Origin of the sequence: Rhizobium sp. CF122 (assembly GCF_000282035.1) — a bacterium.
Taxonomy (GTDB): domain Bacteria; phylum Pseudomonadota; class Alphaproteobacteria; order Rhizobiales; family Rhizobiaceae; genus Rhizobium.
In genome coordinates this window covers 1-19,171 of the sequence record NZ_AKKA01000020.1, presented here as the reverse complement: position 1 = coordinate 19,171, position 19,171 = coordinate 1, and the positions used below count along the sequence as shown (strand labels likewise).

At 60.7% G+C, this 19,171-nt stretch carries 21 protein-coding genes; 8 read left to right on the top strand and 13 right to left on the bottom strand.

The window, feature by feature from the left end:
- The first annotated feature begins 15 nt into the window (after window positions 1-15).
- Window positions 16-549 carry a gamma-glutamylcyclotransferase gene (locus PMI09_RS04745; protein WP_037081926.1) on the top strand — a complete coding sequence of 178 codons (534 nt, stop codon included), beginning with the start codon at window positions 16-18 and terminating at the stop codon, window positions 547-549.
- A gap of 2 nt (window positions 550-551) precedes the next feature.
- Here the strand turns inward: PMI09_RS04745 and PMI09_RS04740 are convergent, their stop codons facing one another.
- From PMI09_RS04740 to ftsE, 4 genes are all read right to left on the bottom strand, one after another.
- Entirely contained in the window at window positions 552-1,349 is a 798-nt protein-coding gene (locus PMI09_RS04740; protein ID WP_007789419.1) for a lysophospholipid acyltransferase family protein, read from the bottom strand.
- Window positions 1,350-1,433: 84 nt separating this feature from the next.
- Window positions 1,434-2,144: a YdcF family protein gene (locus PMI09_RS04735; RefSeq protein WP_007789417.1), complete on the bottom strand. Its 711-nt coding sequence runs from the start codon at window positions 2,142-2,144 to the stop codon at window positions 1,434-1,436.
- Window positions 2,145-2,213: 69 nt separating this feature from the next.
- A complete protein-coding gene (locus tag PMI09_RS04730; RefSeq protein ID WP_443216167.1) occupies window positions 2,214-3,161 on the bottom strand; it encodes a cell division protein FtsX in 948 nt (315 codons plus the stop codon).
- Between the two features lie 55 nt (window positions 3,162-3,216).
- Window positions 3,217-3,876 (bottom strand): cell division ATP-binding protein FtsE, encoded by a 660-nt coding sequence (gene ftsE, locus PMI09_RS04725; RefSeq protein ID WP_007528031.1) that lies wholly within the window; start codon window positions 3,874-3,876, stop codon window positions 3,217-3,219.
- A 149-nt stretch (window positions 3,877-4,025) separates the two neighbouring features.
- Here ftsE and PMI09_RS04720 point away from each other — a divergent pair, with 149 nt between their 5' ends.
- From PMI09_RS04720 to PMI09_RS04710, 3 genes are all read left to right on the top strand, one after another.
- On the top strand, window positions 4,026-4,736 hold the full coding sequence (locus PMI09_RS04720; protein ID WP_007789411.1) for a hypothetical protein: 711 nt from the start codon (window positions 4,026-4,028) through the stop codon (window positions 4,734-4,736).
- Between the two features lie 64 nt (window positions 4,737-4,800).
- Window positions 4,801-5,343, top strand: coding sequence for a hypoxanthine phosphoribosyltransferase (gene hpt / locus PMI09_RS04715; RefSeq protein WP_007789410.1), 543 nt, complete (start codon window positions 4,801-4,803; stop codon window positions 5,341-5,343).
- A gap of 118 nt (window positions 5,344-5,461) precedes the next feature.
- On the top strand, window positions 5,462-5,821 hold the full coding sequence (locus PMI09_RS04710; protein ID WP_007789408.1) for a response regulator: 360 nt from the start codon (window positions 5,462-5,464) through the stop codon (window positions 5,819-5,821).
- Between the two features lie 26 nt (window positions 5,822-5,847).
- On the opposite strand, the gene PMI09_RS04705 is transcribed toward PMI09_RS04710, so the two are convergent.
- From PMI09_RS04705 to argH, 6 genes are all read right to left on the bottom strand, one after another.
- Window positions 5,848-6,297 (bottom strand): hypothetical protein, encoded by a 450-nt coding sequence (locus tag PMI09_RS04705; RefSeq protein ID WP_007789406.1) that lies wholly within the window; start codon window positions 6,295-6,297, stop codon window positions 5,848-5,850.
- A 174-nt stretch (window positions 6,298-6,471) separates the two neighbouring features.
- Window positions 6,472-6,804 (bottom strand): hypothetical protein, encoded by a 333-nt coding sequence (locus tag PMI09_RS04700; protein WP_007789404.1) that lies wholly within the window; start codon window positions 6,802-6,804, stop codon window positions 6,472-6,474.
- Between the two features lie 121 nt (window positions 6,805-6,925).
- Window positions 6,926-9,613: a TIGR02302 family protein gene (locus PMI09_RS04695; protein ID WP_037081931.1), complete on the bottom strand. Its 2,688-nt coding sequence runs from the start codon at window positions 9,611-9,613 to the stop codon at window positions 6,926-6,928.
- Between the two features lie 175 nt (window positions 9,614-9,788).
- A complete protein-coding gene (lysA, locus tag PMI09_RS04690; protein ID WP_007789401.1) occupies window positions 9,789-11,057 on the bottom strand; it encodes a diaminopimelate decarboxylase in 1,269 nt (422 codons plus the stop codon).
- Between the two features lie 125 nt (window positions 11,058-11,182).
- Window positions 11,183-11,377, bottom strand: coding sequence for an LPS translocon maturation chaperone LptM (gene lptM / locus PMI09_RS04685; protein ID WP_007789400.1), 195 nt, complete (start codon window positions 11,375-11,377; stop codon window positions 11,183-11,185).
- Window positions 11,378-11,454: 77 nt separating this feature from the next.
- Complete coding sequence (argH, locus tag PMI09_RS04680; RefSeq protein ID WP_007789398.1) at window positions 11,455-12,855, bottom strand: argininosuccinate lyase; 1,401 nt, start codon at window positions 12,853-12,855, stop codon at window positions 11,455-11,457.
- A gap of 41 nt (window positions 12,856-12,896) precedes the next feature.
- Here argH and tlpA point away from each other — a divergent pair, with 41 nt between their 5' ends.
- The gene (tlpA, locus tag PMI09_RS04675) at window positions 12,897-13,559 is read left to right on the top strand and encodes a thiol:disulfide interchange protein TlpA (RefSeq protein ID WP_007789396.1); all 663 of its coding nucleotides are present in this window, start codon (window positions 12,897-12,899) and stop codon (window positions 13,557-13,559) included.
- A gap of 4 nt (window positions 13,560-13,563) precedes the next feature.
- Here the strand turns inward: tlpA and PMI09_RS04670 are convergent, their stop codons facing one another.
- Window positions 13,564-14,043, bottom strand: a complete 480-nt coding sequence (locus tag PMI09_RS04670) for a cupin domain-containing protein (protein WP_007789394.1) — start codon at window positions 14,041-14,043, stop codon at window positions 13,564-13,566.
- Window positions 14,044-14,145: 102 nt separating this feature from the next.
- Here PMI09_RS04670 and PMI09_RS32045 point away from each other — a divergent pair, with 102 nt between their 5' ends.
- Together PMI09_RS32045 and PMI09_RS04665 are read left to right on the top strand one after the other, a co-directional pair.
- The gene (locus tag PMI09_RS32045) at window positions 14,146-14,256 is read left to right on the top strand and encodes a LysR family transcriptional regulator (protein ID WP_007789392.1); all 111 of its coding nucleotides are present in this window, start codon (window positions 14,146-14,148) and stop codon (window positions 14,254-14,256) included.
- An 8-nt stretch (window positions 14,257-14,264) separates the two neighbouring features.
- A complete protein-coding gene (locus tag PMI09_RS04665) occupies window positions 14,265-15,077 on the top strand; it encodes a LysR substrate-binding domain-containing protein (RefSeq protein WP_244423725.1) in 813 nt (270 codons plus the stop codon).
- 162 nt (window positions 15,078-15,239) lie between these two features.
- On the opposite strand, the gene PMI09_RS04660 is transcribed toward PMI09_RS04665, so the two are convergent.
- A complete protein-coding gene (locus tag PMI09_RS04660; protein WP_007789389.1) occupies window positions 15,240-16,646 on the bottom strand; it encodes an adenylate/guanylate cyclase domain-containing protein in 1,407 nt (468 codons plus the stop codon).
- An 893-nt stretch (window positions 16,647-17,539) separates the two neighbouring features.
- Here PMI09_RS04660 and PMI09_RS04655 point away from each other — a divergent pair.
- On the top strand, window positions 17,540-18,070 hold the full coding sequence (locus PMI09_RS04655) for a hypothetical protein (RefSeq protein ID WP_007789385.1): 531 nt from the start codon (window positions 17,540-17,542) through the stop codon (window positions 18,068-18,070).
- Between the two features lie 30 nt (window positions 18,071-18,100).
- Here the strand turns inward: PMI09_RS04655 and PMI09_RS04650 are convergent, their stop codons facing one another.
- Entirely contained in the window at window positions 18,101-18,982 is an 882-nt protein-coding gene (locus PMI09_RS04650; protein ID WP_007789382.1) for a 3-hydroxybutyryl-CoA dehydrogenase, read from the bottom strand.
- Window positions 18,983-19,171 lie beyond the last annotated feature (189 nt).

Genomic DNA, 19,171 nt, shown 5'->3' with positions numbered 1-19,171 from the left:
GGTCTGGCGTGCGATATGGACGAATTTTGGGTATTTGGCTACGGATCACTGATGTGGAATCCGGGCTTTGGGTTTTTGGAGCGTTCTCAGGCTCTTGTCCGTGGCTACCGGCGTTCGCTTTGCGTTCATTCCTGGGTGCATCGCGGCACCGAGCAGAATCCGGGCCTCGTACTCGGCCTTGATCGTGGCGGTTCCTGCCGTGGCATGGCCTTCCGGATCGCGCCGCATGAGTGGGACGAAACAATCGACTATCTCAGGGAGCGCGAGCTCGTAACCAACGTCTATCTCGAGCGCTGCCTGCAGCTACAACTGGCCGATGGCAGAACAAGCAAGGCGATCGCCTATGTTGTTGATCGCAAGCACACGCAATATGCTGGTGGACTCGACGCGATCGCGGCGGCACAGGTCGTCCACGGCGCTAAGGGCAAATCAGGACCGAACGACGCCTATGTCTTCAACACGCTGGCGCACCTGCAGGAGATGGGCATTCGCGATCACTGGCTGGAGCAGGTGGTCGGCGAAGTGGAACGGCTGAGAAACGGGGCTTGAGCTCAGGCCGTCGCTGCCTTCGCCTTCTGCAATTCCGCGAGCCGTTGAACGGCGGTCGGCGGAAGCGGCAGATTCGGATTGCGCTTGACGGTATCGACCAGCAGTTCGTCGCTCGCCGTCTCGGTCACGTCGATCAGATGCGCAAAGAAGGCATCGGGATCCATGCCGGGCTGGATCGGCGGCAGTATCCGCACCTTGAAGTGACCGGGGTAGCGCATCGTGCGGCGTCGCGGCCAGAAGAGGCCGGGATGCATGGCGACCGGCACGACCGGCAGCTGCAGATCGCGGTACATACGGGCAATGCCGTATTTGTAGAGCGGCTCGGCGCCGGGCGGGCGGCGGGTGCCCTCGGGATAGATGATCAGCTGACGGCCGGTTGCCAGCTCTTCCTTCGTGCGCTTCAATGCCTCGACCATGACCTTGCCGCGGGCCCCGCGGTTGATCGGGATCATCCGCTGTTTCTTGGCATACCAGCCGAAGAGCGGGATCCACATCAGCTCACGCTTCAGGATGTAGACCGGATCCTTCAGCCACGGCAGGAGGGCATAGGTGTCCCAAAAGGATTGGTGCTTCGGCGCCAGGATATAGCCGCCATCAGGCAGATTCTCGATGCCCTCAATCTCGAAGGTCGTGCCGACGATCTTCTCCATCAACCAGTGGCTCGACAGCGCCCAGTTTTTCGGTATGCGATAGGCGTCCTTGCGTGGCGCGACGAAATAGTAGGGGGACAGCACGATCATGCGAACGATGAGGTTGGCGTAGAAGATCGTGTTAAAGAGAACGGAACGCAGGGCGATCATAAACTTTCCCAAGGCCAATGTCCGCAAAACGCGGTTGCGCCCTCCTACACGATATTGACCGTCAGAAAAAGGTTTCGCTGAGCTTTAGCCGGAGACGCCGGCCGAACGCAGCCCCGCATGACGGCCGAGACCCGTCAGATTGCGCACGCCGGCGAAGAGCACTTTCGCATATTCGGCAAGCATGACCCGCACGGCGTTGGGATCGGTGAACCAGTTGCTGGTCTTCAGATCCGTGTTCACCACAGGATAGGGAATAAACTGGGTTTCGGAATCGACGTAGGCGAGTTCTGCAAGGCTGCGCGGCATATGGTAGTTGTTGGTGACGATGAGGACGCTCTTGTAGCCGCGCTGGTGGATCCAGTTCGATGCTTCCTGGGCATTGCCGATCGTGTCGAGCGCGTCGTAGCCGACGTCGACGCAGCAGGAGAAAAGCTCCGGCGAAGCCTGGGTCATCCTGCGGATCTGCTTCGGCGTGGTGGTCGGGTGCACGCCCGAAATCAGCAGGCGCTTGCCGGCACCTTTCTGAAGTAGCTCGACGGCCTGATCGATGCGCTGGTAGCCGCCTGTCAGGACGACGATCGCATCCGCGCGCGGATCGAGCGGAGGCTTCAGGGTCGTAACGGAATCGGCAAACCGCAAGAAGCCGCCGAAGATGAGGGCGATGCCAAGGATGAAGGTAACGCCGCCCCAGCGCAGCATGCGCCGTACGGGACCGCGGCGCGCAGGTCCTCCCTCGGAGCGAGCAAGCTCCGTTCCAGGGCGAATCGGGGTGCGCGAAAAGTTGCCCATGCTCATGAATCAGAAAAATATATGCAGATTGCGGCGGCGAACAGACGCTTTCATGGCAAAAAAGGCATGTAAAGCTCAATTCACGAGCCCATCGGCACGTGCCGGATCGGAACGCAGCGTGTCAATCTCGTAAATGGTCCGCATTACCGTCAGCCGGGCCGTGAAGGTCGTCAGCAGGGCGATGACGATCATGGTGGCAAAGATGCCGGCATAGCCAAGCGCACCAACCGAAAACGTGCCGAAGAGAGCGGTTGCCTGATCCGTCTGCGGGGTGGCCAGCGTGCGGCTTTGCAGGAAGCCGGCCGTCAGGAAGAAGAGCGCGGCAAGGGCGCTGCCGACCGCCGATCCCTTGAGGCTGATCTTCAGAAAATGCTTCTGGAACTCAGTGGCGACGAACGAGCTTTCCGCACCGACGAAGTGAAGCACCTCGACGATGTGGCGATTGCCGGACAGGGCGCCACGGGTCGCGAAAACGACTGTCAGCACCATCGCCGAAAAGACCAGCAGCAAGATGCCAGTGCCGATCATGACGGTGGTGTGGGCCATCGAAACCAGCCGGTCGACCCAGGTGCGGTGATCATCGAGCGAGGCCTGCGGAATGCTTTCCTTGAGCAGCGAGCGCATCGCCTCGAAATCGGGCGGATTGTTCTCGTCGATGGTGATGATCACCAGCCGCGGAACCGGCAGTTCCTTGATGTCGAGCCCGGTGCCGAGCCAGGGCTCGAGCAGACGGGCGGTGGCTGCTTCATCAACAATCTGGCCGTTCTTCGTGCCGACGAACGTCAAGGCGAGATCACGTGCCTGCGCCAGTGTTTTGTCCATGTCCAGCCCCTCTTCGGGCTTGATCTGGATGGTGATCTCGCGGGAAATCTGGCTCTCCCAGCTGGCGGCGGTGGAACGCACCATGCTGACGCCGCCGAGCGTCAGGCAGGCGAGGAAGGCCATGATGGCGATGACCACCATCAGCGCATTTCCCTGGATGTTGGCGGAAGGCAGGATCGGCGCCGTCGGGCGCACCTTCATCTCCGGCCGCTTCGGGCTTTTTGGAGCGGCCTCTGCCGGCGGTTTGGGGGCGGCTTTAGTCATGGATATCAAGGTGCCCTTCCGAGAGAATCATACGGCGGGCTTCCACCTGGTCCATCAGCGCGAGATCGTGGGTCGCAATCACAACCGCCGTGCCAAGACGATTGAGTTCAAGGAAGAGATTGAGCAGACGGCGGGCCATCGGCGGGTCGACGTTGGCGGTCGGCTCGTCGGCCAGAAGGATCTCCGGACGGTCGATCAAGGCGCGCGCGATCGCGGCGCGCTGCTTTTCGCCGCCTGACAGAACCGGCGGCAGGACGTTGATGCGTTCGCCAAGGCCAACCCATTTCAGGAGCTCGAGCACGTCGGTCTTGTAGGAGCTTTCGTCCTTACCGCGAACGCGCAGCGGCAGCGCCACGTTCTCGTAAGTGGTCAAATGGTCCAGCAGACGGAATTCCTGGAAGATGATCCCGACACGGCGGCGCAGCAACGGCAGCTCTGGGCGCGGAATATCGGAAATGTCGCGCCCGAACATGCGGATCAGCCCGCGGGTTGGTTGCAGCGACAGAAACAGCAGTCGCAGCAGCGTGGTCTTGCCGGCGCCCGAAGGACCCGTCAGGAACTGAAACGACTTTTTCGGAATGTCGAACGTCAGGTCCCGGAGAATTTCCGGGCCCATCCCATAGCGCAAACCGACATTTTCGAAGTGGATCAACGGTAGATCAGTCTTTTGTTTGTTCACCGCACGACTTGTTAACCAACAGCATTAACAACCAGTAAATTTTACCGGAAAGACGCCGCTTTGATGGCGATCTTTGCGAAGCATTAACCATTAAAATTTACGACTGGGCAGGATTCGTTTCAATGCCGGATTTCCGTCCGGCCCGAAACCATGTGGACACCGGAAAGGCCGTCATCATGACCTCCTCCTCGTTCAGACGCCAGGCGCCCGGCCGCGCTTATGATTTTCTGCCGCCAGAGCCGGCCAAGCGCGAGGCCCGCCGAACTCGACCGGTCGATGTGACCGACGCTGAATTCGTGGTGATAACGAACAGTCGCGCGCAAACCTTCAATGCACGGAGCTTCAACGACAATCGCCGGCGTCCCTCGGCCTCTTTGGTGATCCAGCCTTCGTTACCGCGAACCTTGATGGAATCATTCATTCGAGCGGGCGAATCCTGGTTGCAGCAGGCATCGGTCAAGACCTTCGTTGCGCTGGTGCTTGCGCTGTCGGTGCTGGTGTTCGGCCTCTTCGGTGGCTTCTCCGGCCTCTCTCAAAGCGAAGCTGCATCGACGGACTCGCCGCTACATTTCTCGCACGTCACGATGACGCCGCGTGATGCGAACGGGATGAGGGTGCTGTTGATCAACGGCATCATCGACAATCAGAGCGGTACCACCCAGGCCGTGCGCCCCATCCGAGCGGACCTGTTTGCCGGCGAACAGCTGACCGCAAGCATCGTGATCAATCCGCCTGCGGATGTCATTTACGGTGGGAAAAGCCGCGGATTTTCTACAAGAGTGCAGTACGCGGGTGGAAAAATGCCGGAAGTCCGGCTCTCCTTCATGCCGTAAGGGGTGTTTCGTCCCGCCGTTTGTGGTAACGGCTTGTCCTTCTATTCATGGAGCAAGCCTTCTTATGCCCGTCGTGCGCGGAAAAAACATCGAGCCACTCTTCACCGCCGAGCAGATTGCGGAGCGCAACCATGGGATGGCGAAGCAGATTGCAGCCGGACCGACGAAGGATCTGCTGGTCATAGCCGTGTTGAAGGGCTCGTTCATCTTTGCCGCCGACCTTATCCGCGCGCTGCATGACAGTGGCCTGGCGCCCGAAGTCGAGTTCATCACGTTGTCGAGCTACGGCACTGGCACGGTGTCGCAGGGCGTTCGGATCGTCAAGGATATCGACAGCGACGTGAAGGATCGCGACGTTCTCCTGATCGACGATATTCTGGAATCCGGCCGCACGCTACTGTTCGCCAAGGAACTGCTTTACGAACGCGGCGCACGCAACGTCACCATTGCCGTGCTCCTTGACAAGAGCGTCAAGCGCAAGGAAAAACTGGAAGCCGATTATGTCGGCTTCGAATGCCCCGACTATTTCGTCGTCGGTTACGGCATGGATGTCGCTTACGCGTTCCGCGAACTCCCGTTTGTCGGCGTGGTCACCGGCGACGCCTGACTGTGCCACGATAAGACGGGTTGTTAACCATCCCGTCCATCCCTTCCTGCCGTTTACCGATCGCAAAGGAAAGTCGTGTGATTTGCGTTGCGGGGCATGAAACGGAGTGATGCACACCATGGCAAAAATTCTGATTACGGAAGACGAGGACTCCCTGCGCTCTTTCGTAGCCCGCGCTTTGCGTCTTGACGGTCATGAGACCGAAGAAGCCGCCGATGGTGCGGAAGGACTGGAAAAACTCAGAGACGGCGTCTACGATCTGCTGCTCTCCGATATCCGCATGCCCGTGATGGACGGCATTGAGCTGGCGCATCAGGCAAAATCCGCCTTTCCGGCGTTGAAGATCCTGTTGATGACCGGCTATGCGGAACAACGCGAGCGCGCTGACGATTTGGCGGAAAAGATCGTCGACGTCGTCTCGAAGCCCTTTGCCTTGCCGGATATCCGCAAGGCCGTCGCGCGTGCGTTGGCCGCCTGAGGCGGCTAACGGCACTCCTCGACAATTCAGCCCTCGTCGGGGACGAATTTGCCTTCGTAGCGTACGCGGAAATTGCGGCGCTGGAAGTCCTGCTGAAAACATACAAAGATCAATTCGATATCCGCCAGGCTGTCGCGCTTGTGAAGCAGGCTGAGCGTCACGACGATGACGCCAGCATAGCCGCGCGTCAGCCTGAACGCCGCGTTGCGGATCGCGTTGGCCTCGGCATCCTGCCGGTCGTCGCGCCGCTCGTAGATCACCCAGAAGCGGCAGATGTCCCAGGTCGAACGGAGAATCTCGGTGATCTCCGCCTGGAATTGTTCGGCATGCATGCCAGGGGACCAGGAAAGGGTGCGCTCGCCTTCGTCGGCTACGACGTTGAGGTAGCCATCATAGTCGCCGGTGCGGGAGAGTGCGTTCTCGATCAGCTCAAACGCTGCGTTTTCACCGATTACCGTCTTGAAGAGAATTGCCATCGAATCGCTATCATTAATCACCTGCAGGGTGACAATACGAAGCTTTCGCCAGGCAGGGCTAGCCTCGGCGACGAAATTAGAAGCCGGGTGTCCGTGAGGTCACGCACGTTCAATGCCAACGTCCCCGCTGGATGGGGACGGTGGCACCATCGGCAAAATCCACACCGCGGCCTGTCAGTAGTCGGGGCAGGCGGGATTAATCGTCGTTCCGCTGTTTCCGCCCTGCGTCTGCAGCGTGCCAGGAACCGGCCTCGGTGGGCAATTGACGGGACGTCGTCCCATAGTGCCATTGGACGAGATGCTGCCTGTCGTCTCCATGCTGTAGGGAGCCGGTCTGTAAGCGTCCGAATACCGCCCACTTCGGGTCGATTCGTAGTTGTCGTAAGCGAGCGTCTTGCCGCCGCTGTTCGTCGTGGCAAAACCACCGATATCCCATGCGCTTGCCGTGCCAGCAGCCATGCCGAATCCAAGAGCGACAGCTGCGATCAGCCTCAATTCCGTTTTCATGGAAGTACCCTCAACTCGTGCCCAAAACGACGCAACCTCGCGTCACAGTAAACACATAGGTATCTACGGCGTGTTGGCGGCGAATCTCACGGGATTGTGACCCGAATTGGCACAAGAGGGCCTACTGGATGTCCAGCAGGCGCTCCAGATAGCGTCGTTCGATTTCCTGCGGTGGGTTGTTGCCGAGCTTTTCGCGAATGGCGTCTAGGATTTCCCGGGCGCGCTGTACGTCGATTTCGTCGGGTACCTTAACCTGATCGCCGAAATCGGGTCCTTCGGCGCGGCGCGGACGGCCAAGCGGGTCGCGGCCGTTCTGGTTGCCTTGCCCGACCTGGCCTTGCGGACCTTGTCCCTGTTGGCCCTGCATTGCCTGCATCATCTGGTTCATCATGTCGCGCGCGCCCTGGCGCAACGCCTCCAAGGCACGTCCCTGGCCCTGGATGGCCGGTTCACCGCGCCCCTGGCCGAGTTCGCGTCCGGCGCCTTCCATTTCGCGCTGCGCCTGGCCGAAGCCCGGGCCGGGCTTGATGCCCATGTCGCCGAGACCCTTCTGTAGCTCGCCGAGCTGCTTGCCGAGTTCGTCCTGGCGCGAACGCAATTGCTTCAGGGCTTCGCGCAGTTGCTCGGCCGTCATTTGGTCGGAAGGTGACTGCCCCTGCTGATTCTGACCCTGCTGGCTTGGGTCCTGACCCTGGTCTTGCTGGCCCTGTTGCTGATCCTGCTGCATGCCGTCGTTGTCCATCGGCATGTCGTCGAGAAGCGGATCGTTCATCCCCATGTTGGGGTCGCCGCGCTGCATGCGGTCCTTCAGCTGCTGGTCCAGCTTGAAGGTTTCTTCCATCAGCTTCTGCTGGTCACGCAGGATCTGGCCGAGCTTGTCCATCTGCTGGCGCATTTGGCTGTTGTCCTGGCCCTGCTGCCCTTGTTGCGGCCTGCCGGCCTGCAGGTTGTTCATCATCCGCTGCAGCTCGGAGAGCATCTGCTGGGCAGCGTCCCGGTTACCTGAACGCGCCAGATTCTCGATCTGGTCCATCATCCGCTCGAGATCCTGCAGGCGAATGATGTTCTGAGCGTTCTGGTTCGGCTGCATCGGCGCATTCTGCATGCGCTGGGCAAGCTCCTTCATGTATTCCTGCATCGCCTTGCGCAGCTCGTCCATGAGCTTCTTGATCTCACCATCAGGTGCGTTGCGCTGCAGGGCATCCGCCAGGTTCTGCTGGGCGTTGCGCAGATTGCGCTCGGCCTGCGAGAGGTCGCCATCTTCCATGCCGATCGCGATATCCCAGAGGTAGTCGGCCGTGTCCTTGAGCGCCTCCTCGCCCTTGGCAATCTTCATCCGCGTCAAGGCGGATTGCAGCAACAGGTAGTTCGTCAGGTTAGGGATCGTCTCTTCCGGGCGAAGCGTCAGCGCTTCGTTCAGTGCGATCGCTTCCGGCATCTTCCGGGTATCGAGCGAGAAGACCTGCCGTTCCTCGGCCACGGCTGCGGCAAGGGGCTCGTTGAATGGCCGGGCGGGCAGCGTCATCTCGTGCGGCGGGCTGCGACCGGTCTGGCCTGCTGCGTCCTTTGCCACGAGGGTAATGCGAACCCGCTTGCCCGAAAGCGGATGCTCGGTGAGGTTCTTGCTGGTCAGCCCCTTGGCGTCTCGCGAATTGCGGCGAGGAATGTCCAGGCGGAAGTCCGGCAACGGGTAAAGCGGTGTCGCGGTCGGATCGGTCTCGACAGGAACGATTTCTGCCCGCGCTTCCTGCACGCCGTAATCGTCCTTGACGGTAAAGCCGATTTCAAGCGCACCGTTGACGGTCGGCTTCGGCATTCCATTGAAGGCGATCTCGGGCGCCTTATCGGAAATGACATCGAAGCTCCAGGTACGTCCGTTGACCTCGAGCCTGCCATTTTCCTCGAGCTTCATCAAATGCGTGGTGGCGGAGGGAACGGGGTTGGCTGCCGCCGCGCCTTCAGCCAGCTGCGTCGCCGCTGGCGTCGCGGGCTGCTTGGCCGCTTCCTGGGGCGCAATGTCCTGCGCCTCGCCGTTCTCACGCCGGAAGACGACCTTCTCGGCGGTTTTGCCGCCGCTGACACGGACCGTAAGGTTCGAGAGTTCGGGAACGCGGATCGCCGCCTGCTCGGTGCCGGTTGCCGTCAGGTAGATCGGGGCGCGGCCGGTATAGGAGGGGGGCGTGACCCAGGCATCGATGCGCACGGCAGGATCGCTCGCTTGCGGTGCCGGCCGCGGCTGTAGCGCATCCGAAATCGAGCCGCCGCTCGGCGACAGCGAATAGGCGAAGGCCATTACCACCAGCAAAGCCGGAACGGCACGCAGAGCCAGCCGGTCGTGGGAGGCGATGTCAGGGCGGGGGAAGCCGGTATCGAGCGCTGCGATCTTCTCCGCCATACGCGTCTGGTGTTCGTGCCAGAGGGCACGCGCGAAGGGGGTGTCGGTGGCGGGCTCGTCTTCCTGAACGGCCACCGGCTGGTGTTGCAGGCCGTTGCGCTGTTCGAGCAGCCGATCCGCAGCGGCCGTGTCTGGCCAATAAAGCCGGCGAAGGGGAAGGAACGCAGCAACGAAGGCAACCGCGAAACCGATCAGCAGCGCCACGCGGAGCCAATCGGGCGTATAGCGGAAAACGCCGAACCACGACGCCGCCAGATAAAGCGCTGCGACCGAAAAGATCGGCAACAGCAGCGGCATGATCTGCTCGGACAGCAGGACCAGGCGCGCTAGAAAGCGCTTCGCCGCAACCAGCCGCGCCAAGGACGGCCTCAGGGCAAATGCACCGTGTTTCTCCCTGCTGGAGCTCTTACTCAATCCGGTCTCCGCGAGCTGGCGTTCGAAGGCAGAGTGCACTTACGGCGATCGCCGGGGCAGTTCGCTCTCCGTCAAGGATAACATTCTTTGTGGCGAAGGCGAGGGCAAGCGCCGGCCAATGCCGGATTTTCACGGTTCTTCGCCAAAAAGTGATGCCATCGCTGAGAGCGTGTGATCAGTCCAGCCAGGTCGGGACGGAATCGAGACCGATCAGCTCTTCATAGGTCCCGCGCGGGCGAATCACGTGGAAATCGCTACCCTTGACCAGCACTTCGGGAACCAGAAGGCGGCTATTGTAGGTGCCTGCTTGCACCGCGCCATAGGCGCCTGCGGAGCTGATGGCGAAGAGATCGCCGGGCTTTGGCATCGCCATTTCGCGGTCGAGCGCCAGGAAATCGCCGGTTTCGCAGACGGGACCGACGACGTCCGCCTTGATGCGCGGTGCGTTCGCCGCCGAGATCACGACGGGGCGGATCTCGTGATGGGCTTCATAGAGGGTCGGACGGATGAGGTCGTTCATCGCGCCGTCGACGATGACGAAGGTCTTTTTGCCGCCGTCCTTCACATAGATCACTTCGGTAACCAGGATGCCGGCATTGCCGACGATCAGGCGGCCGGGCTCGGTGACGATCTTGCAGTTCAGTTCGCGCAGCTGGCTCTTGACGATTTCGGCATAGGCTTCCGGATGCGGCGGCGGGTTGTTGTCATCGCGGTAGGGGATACCAAGGCCGCCGCCGACATCGACGTGATGGATATCGTGGCCGTCGGCGCGCAGCGTGCTAACCAGTTCGCGCAGTAGCTTGAAGGCGTCTTCGAATGGCTGCAGTTCGGTGATTTGGCTGCCGATATGCATGTCGATGCCGGTCACTTCGATGCCGGGCAGGCTGGCTGCGCGGGCATAGACGGCGCGGGCGCGCTCCCAGGAAATGCCGAACTTGTTTTCCTTCTTGCCGGTCGAGATCTTGGCATGCGTCCTGGCGTCGACATCGGGATTGATGCGGAAGGAGACGGGCGCCTTTTTGCCCGCCTTGACGGCGCGCTGGTTGAGGATTTCGAGTTCCGGCTCGGACTCGACATTGAAGCAGTAGATGCCGGCCTCGAGCGCGAAGTCCATTTCCCGCGGTGTCTTGCCGACACCGGAGAACATGATGCGCGATGCCGGGATACCGGCGGCGAGCGCGCGGCGCAGCTCGCCTTCGGAGACGACATCGATGCCGGCGCCGAGACGACCGAGCGTCTTCAGCACGGCCTGATTGGAATTCGCCTTCATGGCGTAGCAGACCATGGCATCGACCTCGCTGAACGCTTTGGCGAAGACGCGGTAGTGGCGCTCGAGCGTCGCCGTGGAGTAGCAGTAGAAGGGCGTGCCGACAGCCTTGGCGATCTCGGGAACGGGAACGTTCTCGGCGTAGAGGACGCCGTCGCGGTACTCGAAATGGTTCACGTCAGTGGCCTCTTAAAGCATGTCTCCCGAAAGTGGGAACCGGTTTCGGGGTAAGGACATGCGCAACAACAAAGACTAAAGCGCGACTGGCGAATCTGAAAGATCGCCGCGCGCTTTCGCGCGCTTTAGAGAAGCGGATCGAGGATGAAGGGCCTGTCCGCGGTGCCCGGCTGTGGCGTCGGCTTCGATGAGTCGCCGGTCTTCGTTGCGTTCGCGCTTGGCGGATCGAGATCGCCTTTGCGCCCGCACCCGGCGACGGCAAGGCCGATCACGGCAAAAACAACCGTCAGGCGGACGATCTGCGGCAAGCTCTTCTGCATGGAATTCCTCTTGGAGCGGCACTGGTGGACACCTTCATAGCGAAGTTTATCCACCTTGTGCACCCTGATTGTTGAGGTCAGTTGCGGGCCCGCCAATAGGCGATCTGCTTGCGCACTTCCAAAGGCGCGGTGCCGCCGAAGCTCTTGCGGCTTGCGACCGATGCCTCAACCGTCAGCACATCGTAGACCTTGTCGGTGATTTCAGGATTGATCGCCTGCAAGTCGGCAAGCGACAGCTCGGCAAGATCGCAACCCTTGCTCTCGGCAAGCGCCACGGCGCGGCCAGTCACATGGTGGGCGTCACGGAACGGCAGACCCGCCTCGCGCACCAGCCAGTCGGCAAGGTCGGTTGCCGTCGAATAGCCGGAGCCGGCCGCCGCCTTCATGCGCGCGGCGTTGATTGTCATGTCGCGCACCATGCCGGTCATCGCGGCGATCGCCAGTTCCAGGCTTTCGGCAGCATCGAAGACCTGTTCCTTGTCTTCCTGCATGTCCTTGGAATAGGCGAGCGGCAGGCCCTTCATGATGGTGAGAAGCGCCACCAGCGAGCCGTTGATGCGGCCGGTCTTGGCGCGCACCAGTTCGGCGGCGTCAGGGTTCTTCTTCTGCGGCATGATCGACGAGCCGGTGGAGAAGGCGTCCGACAGGCGCACGAAGCCGAATTGCGGCGTCGACCAGATGACGATTTCCTCAGCCAGACGCGACAGGTGCATGCCTGTGATGGCTGCGATCGCCAGGAACTCGATGGCGAAGTCGCGGTCCGAGACGGTATCGATCGAATTGCGGGTCGGCTCGCGGAAGCCGAGTGCCTTCGCCGTCATGTGGCGGTCGATCGGATAGCCGGTGCCTGCGAGGGCCGCCGCACCGATCGGGCTTTCGTCCAGATGCTCGATGGCATGGCGCACGCGCGAACGGTCGCGGCCGAACATTTCGACATAGGCCATGCAGTGATGGCCAAAGGTGACGGGCTGCGCCGTCTGCATATGCGTGAAGCCCGGCATGACGGTGTCGGCATGCTCTTCGGCGCGGTCGAGGAAGGCTGATATCAGGTTGGTCAGCAACTGCTCGGTCTTCTGAAGCTCTTCCTTGACCCAGAGGCGGAAGTCGAGCGCGACTTGGTCATTGCGGGAGCGCGCCGTGTGCAGGCGGCCGGCGGCCGGGCCGATCAACGTCGCAAGGCGTGCCTCGACATTCATGTGAATGTCTTCGAGCTTGCGGGAGAATTCGAAATTGCCGCTTTCGATCTCTGACAGGATCGTGTTTAGCCCTTGAACGATCTTGTCTTTATCATCCGCCTGGATGATGCCCTGGTGGGCGAGCATGGTGGCGTGGGCGATCGAACCGCGGATATCCTGCGCAAACAGCTTCTTGTCGAAACCGATCGAGGCATTTATCTCCTCCATGATCGCATCTGGGCCGGAAGCGAAACGTCCGCCCCACATCTGGTTGGAGGATTTGGTGTCCGTGCTGTCGGCCATGACGATGCCTGCCTTGAAGAACGCGTGTCTCGGAGAATGAAATGACGACAAGAACGCCCCTGCGCCTGCCATCCCTGAAGCTGATCGGGATCGCGGCCGTCGCAGGCATTATTGCCGGTGCGGCAGCGGTTTACATCAGGGAAGCCGGGTCTGGCAATGGCGGGACGCAAACGGCGTCGGGCGAATGCGCGGCGACAAAGGACATCGCCACGAGAATTGCGCCGCTGCTCAAGGGACAGGTGGCGGCGATGGTTGCTCCTGACGAGCACCGCAAGCTCACCACCGTTGCCTTCAAGGGCCCCGACGGCAAGCCCATGACGCTCGACAGTTTTGCCGGCAAGACCGTGCTCTTCAATCTCTGGGCAACCTGGTGCGTGCCGTGCCGCGAGGAAATGCCGGCTCTGAACGCGCTGGAGAAGGAGTTGGGCAGCGACAGGTTCCAGGTCGTTCCCGTCAACATCGATACCGGCGACGACGAGAAGCCGAAGGCCTTCCTCAGCGAAATCGGTGTCGATGCGCTACAGTTCTATCGCGACAACACCATCGAGGTCTTCAACAGCCTGAAGAAGGAGGGGCTCGCCTTCGGCTTGCCGGTCACGCTCCTGATCGACGGCAAGGGCTGCCTGATCTCCGCCATGAACGGCCCCGCCGCCTGGGACAGCGACGACGCCAAGGCGCTAATCAAGGGTGCGGTTGGGACGTGAGGCACTAGGCGAGCGGTGGGCCGACGATCGCGATATTGTTCTCGGCGCAGCAGCGCGTCAACGCGTCGATCATCTCGGGAGACGGGGCGGTCGCGGCGGGAAGTTCCGCCTTGTCTGCAATGCGGCTTGCCTGCCGCAGCATCGTCTCGAAGTCGTCGCCACGCGTGATCGTCAGGCAATGGGCGCCAGCGGCACTTTCGACCCGAAAGCTGTGCGGGATACCCTTCGGCGCAACCAGCGTCTGCCCCGCACCGGCATGGACGTTGCGGTCTCCGATTTGAAAGCGCATCTCGCCTTCCAGAAGATGGAAAACCTCGTCTTCGCGGTGGTGAACGTGCAGCGGCGGTGTCTCTCCGCATGGCATCCAGTGTTCGATGACGCTGATCTTGTCGTCGCTTGCCATGGATGAAAGCCTGATGGCGACAAGCGTGTTGCCAAACCAGCGAAGCTCGCCATTTGACTGCGGATAGGTGTCCATGTTCATCTCTGATCCTTCCAGGACTTGAAGTGCTTGCGAATGAGCGGTTCTAGCGTCAGCGCTGGGACTTCGATCCAATCCAACGATCGTATGGAGCGAATCCACGCTATGAATTTCAATACCCTCGACTTGAACCTCGTGCGTGTCTTCGATGCATTGATGCGGGAGCGAAGCGTCACGCGCGCGGGTGATCGCATCGGCCTCAGCCAGCCGCCGTGAGCGCGGCGTTGAGCAGGCTTCGCCACGTCTTCAACGACAATCTCTTCGTGCGGCAGGGAAACGAAATGCTGCCCACGCCGCGGGCGCTCGAACTTGGTGAAAGGGCGCGCCTGGCGCTTGCGGAAATCGAGGGAATGATCCGCTCGGTCCGGGGGCTGGAACTCACCGAACTTGATCGAACCTACATGCTGTTGGGCGCGGACTTCTTTTCCATGCTATTGATGCCGCAACTGGCAAGAAAGGTGCACGAGCAGGCGCCCAATGTGCGCCTGCGTTTGCTGGATAGTGCCAGAGGCGACGTTGCAAGGCTGCTGCAGGAGAATGCGGTCGACATGGCCCTCGAGCGTCCGCTCGAGTTGCCGGACTGGGTATCGAGCACGCTGCTGTTTCAATCGCCTTTCGTTATCATCGCCTCGCGAAACAACGAGGCAATTGCAACGATCGCGGACGGCGGACAAATTCCGCTCGATCTCTTTTCCCGCTTGCCCCACGCGATACGATCCATCGATGGAACGCTTTCCGGCATGGTGGACGAGGCTCTCCAGTCGCACGGACTTCGTCGTGATGTGACGCTCGCACTCCCCCATTTTCAGGGCGTGGCGCTCGCCGTTGCCGCCGGCTCGCATATCGCCGCCGTGCCCATGCAGTTTGCGAGGGCGGTTAAGGCGCAGCTCGACCTGAAGGTCTTCGAACCGCCCATCGATGTTCCCGCGCCGCACGTGAACCTCTACTGGCACTCTCGCTATGATCAGGATCGAGCGCATGAGTGGATGCGATCACTGATCGTGACGACGGTCTCGGAGTTGGGATTCCCCCTTTAAAAGCAAAACTGACGGCCGGAGCGAGCCGGTGAAGCCATCACCGGCCTTTATGCGAAGCTTACATTGGCACCCGGTCTGTCCAATCGAAAAGATATGCCAGGACCGATAGCCTTGCCGTGAGGCCCTGCTCAAGTTCGCACGACGTAGAAGATCTGACGAAGTTCATGACAGGGCGAAGATCCTGACTTCCCTCCCGATACCCTGCAGTTCCTCCATCCGGGAGACCGATGTGATGCCGCTGTCTCGTAGGATCTCTGAAACTTGGGCATCCCCGACAATCGCCTCCGTCGTCAGGATCACATTGGGATCAGCAAGGCCCTGTACGCGGGAAGCGATATTGACGGTCTGGCCGAAATAGTCCTGCCGGTCGTTCAGGCTGACTGCCAGGCATGGTCCCTCATGGATGCCGATCTTCAGGAGGAGATCTTCGCTGCCGCGTTCGGCATTTAGCCGAAGCATCGCCTGCCGCATCCGCAGCGCGGCCGCCACCGCGCGATCGGGGCTCGGGAAAGTCGCCATCACCGCATCCCCTATGGTCTTCACGACCGCTCCGGTCTCTGTGGCGACGATCTCGTGAAGAACCCTGAAATGTGCTCGCACCAGATCGAATGCGGCAAGATCGCCGACGCGCTCGTAGAGGGCGGTCGAGCCCCTTAAGTCAGTGAAGAGGAAGGTCAGACTTGTGATCTGGAGACGCTGGTCCACGTCAAGTGTGTCTGTCCGATAGATGTCGCGGAAGCTCTGGTTCGTCAGCAGACGCTTGGCGGTCAGAAAGGCTCGTCTGCGGCCCAGTAGCTCGTGCAGGTCGTCTCCGGCGACGCAGACGTTCGGTACCACTCTGCGATCGGTGTGGTTCTCGAGGGTGAGCCGGAGAACGCCGGGACGAAACGTAATCGTTTCGTTCAGCGCATGCGCCTGGCTGATGACCATTGAGAGGTTCTGACGTTCGTGGGTGGGCTCACCTTTCACGTCGATAAACTGCGCCGAGTGTGTCACCGCATCGAAGATGATGACGAATTGCGCCGGCAGTTGTAGTGAGACGAAAGCCTTCTCGCCCGGCGCCAACTCGATCATCTCCAATACGATGCGTGCGAACCGCGCTTCGAAGTCATCGGGCAGATCGACCCCGGAACTGAAGAAGATTTGCCGGTAATACTCAAGTGGAGGCAACCGATCGGGCTCGTGGGCAGCAATCCTGCGCACTCTCGGACTGACCGTAAAGGTTACCTCGACCATTTCGTCGAGGGTTGGCTCGTATCCGGCCGCGCAAAGCGCGCAATGGTAGGTCTCTTTGACAACTCCCTTCAGGGTTGCGCCGGTGTCAAGGACGCCGCCGCATCCCGGGCAAAGCACATTCCAGGTCATCTCGAACGCGCCTATGCGGGCAGCATGGAGAAGCGCCGCGATGGTTTTTTCTTCATCGAGATGATGCGCATCAGCGAAGGCGAGCGCATTGATGCGGTTGAGATCGCGATCCGAGCCATGCATGACAACATTCTCGATGCACTCGACCGTCTGAGGGTCAGCTGCCTGTCGCAAGCTCGCAAAAAGTACGTCCACTTCGCTCATTAGACAGGTCTCCGTGCGTATAACCCCACGGCGGACGACGCCAGTAGCGCGATCATAGCACGGGAAGTTGCCGATAGAAATCTCGACGCCTGGATGCTGCTCGCCTCCCGCTCTGTTTGATTTTATTTGTACCTAGCCTTCCGGTCGCAAGCAGTCACGAAGCCCCAGTGATGGCATTTGCCGCATAATGCAGGAAAATCTTGCCCTCGATTTTCCCCGCTGCCCGGCCCCGTGCCAACAGTCCTCTCGCTTCCGTCGCCGGAGTGTTTCGCGAGACGTTCGCGGGCAGGCGGGAGCCGGCGCCCTGTCCGAAGCTGTAACGTGCAGCCGAACGCAGGGAGGTGAAAGCCGGGCATCGGGGTCAAAAAACGGTGCAGCCACAAGTCTCCCCCGGATGTTCCAGCATCCGGTTTGGTTCAGCCATGCAAGTCTGGACGGATCTGCCCGGACGCAGCGAGACGAGGCAATCGCCTGAAGGGATAGGGACATCCCGAAGAACGCCGCAGGCCACGCAAATGCGGAACCATAATTTATTCGTCAGTGAGGTTCCGCATTTGCGTGGGCTCTCCGGATCGATGTTTGATACTGCAGGCGCATGCGCCGTGCGGAGGGGAAGTCGTGGCCGGGGCGTGAGCGTCGACAACCTGGAGTACTCCTCCAAAGAGATCGTGCGACCACCGATATTGAAGGCCATTGCCGAGCTCGCCATGCGGCGCTAGATTGTGAATGAGACGCAGTCGCGCGCCTAGCGATAGTCGAGCCGCGGCCAAAATCGATGCCCAGGGAGACGGCATCTCCCAAGCTTTTGAAGCTTCAGTTCGCTTCGCCCCGGGCGCAGGCGAGCCCTATCGAACGCAAGTCAGTTCACTGGTGCGACAGCATAGGAGGCGTAGATGGCAATTTCGCGCAAGCAGGCAGAGCGTTTGCTAACGGCGGACGAATGGCAGCTCGTTCAGAAAACCCACCATCCGGCAATGCAGGATCTGTCGGATGCTGATCTCTCCGATCTTGCCAAGCGCATACGGGAAAGGCGCGATCGGGCGCAAAGCGAGGCGAATAGGCAGCGCAGGGAAATCAGGGGCAAGGCGCAACCCAAAGGGGCGACATCAGCGCGCAAAGATACGGGCACGCGGGCCAAACTCGAAGTTCTGGCCATGGGCGTGCGTAGTGTGAATGCCGAACAAGCCCGCCGGCGCAGAATGCTTGCTAAAGTTCAGATGGTCGAGAATTTGCGGGCCGCGTTGGCGAGAAGGAAAGAAGCGAAAAGCGAGAGGGACGAGGCATTCAACACACGTCAGGCGCATGCAGGCATGCACTCGATCGAGAGCTCGAAGCGCAAGAATCTCATCCGTCCGATGGAGCGAGGCAGATTGCGGAAGGCCGGCGCCGTTTCACAGGCGAAGCGTGACGCTCGTGGCGCATAGGCTTTGATGGTTCGCCAGCTTGGTGGTGTCTTAGCGGGTCGGGATCGGCGTGTCGCCGCGATAGTCATAGAAGCCGCGGCCGGATTTGCGGCCAAGCCAGCCTGCTTCGACATATTTCACCAGCAGCGGGCAGGGACGATATTTCGAGTCGGCCAGTCCGTCGTGCAGCACCTGCATGATCGACAGGCAGGTGTCGAGGCCGATGAAATCGGCAAGCTGCAGCGGTCCCATCGGATGATTGGCGCCGAGCTTCATGGCGGTGTCGATCGCATCAACGGTGCCGACGCCTTCGTAAAGCGTATAGATCGCTTCGTTGATCATCGGCAGCAGGATGCGGTTGACGATGAAAGCCGGGAAATCCTCGGCAACCGTCACCGTTTTTTCCAGCGAGGCGACGAATTCCTTGGCGGTGGCGAAGGTGCTCTCTTCCGTGGCGATGCCGCGCACGAGTTCGACCAGCTTCATGACCGGCACCGGGTTCATGAAATGGATGCCCATGAAGTGCTCGGGGCGGTCGGTGGCGGAGGCAAGCCGCGTGATCGAGAGTGAGGATGTGTTGGTGGCGAGGATCGCTTCCGGCTTCAGGACGGGACAAACCTGGGCGTAGATCTTGCGCTTGACGCTTTCGTCCTCGGTCGCAGCTTCGATCACAAGATCGGAAGCGGCGAGATCGTTGATGTCGGAGGAGCCGGAAATCAGGGCGAGGGTGGCGGAACGTTTGTCGTCCGTCATCTTGCCGCTCGTCACATGGCGGGCAAGGTTGCCGTTGATGGTGGCGAGACCATGCTGGACGCGTTCGTCGGAGAGATCGTAGAGCTGGACCTTGTAGCCTGCATCTGCCGAGACCTGTGCGATACCGCAACCCATCTGGCCTGCGCCGATGATACCAATTGTCTTCAACACCGCACTCATCTCCAAACCCCCGCTCGGCATACGCCCCCGCGCTGCCGCATTTTTCTAACAGAACTGCCGGGCAAATGATCGCCCGGCAGAAGTAGTAGCCCTTAAAATGATAATTTTCCAGTCATTCGCAAGTGCGAAATGAAGGCATCTGCTCGGTTCAAAGCGCCTTCTGCAATTCCGGCAGGACATCGAAGAGGT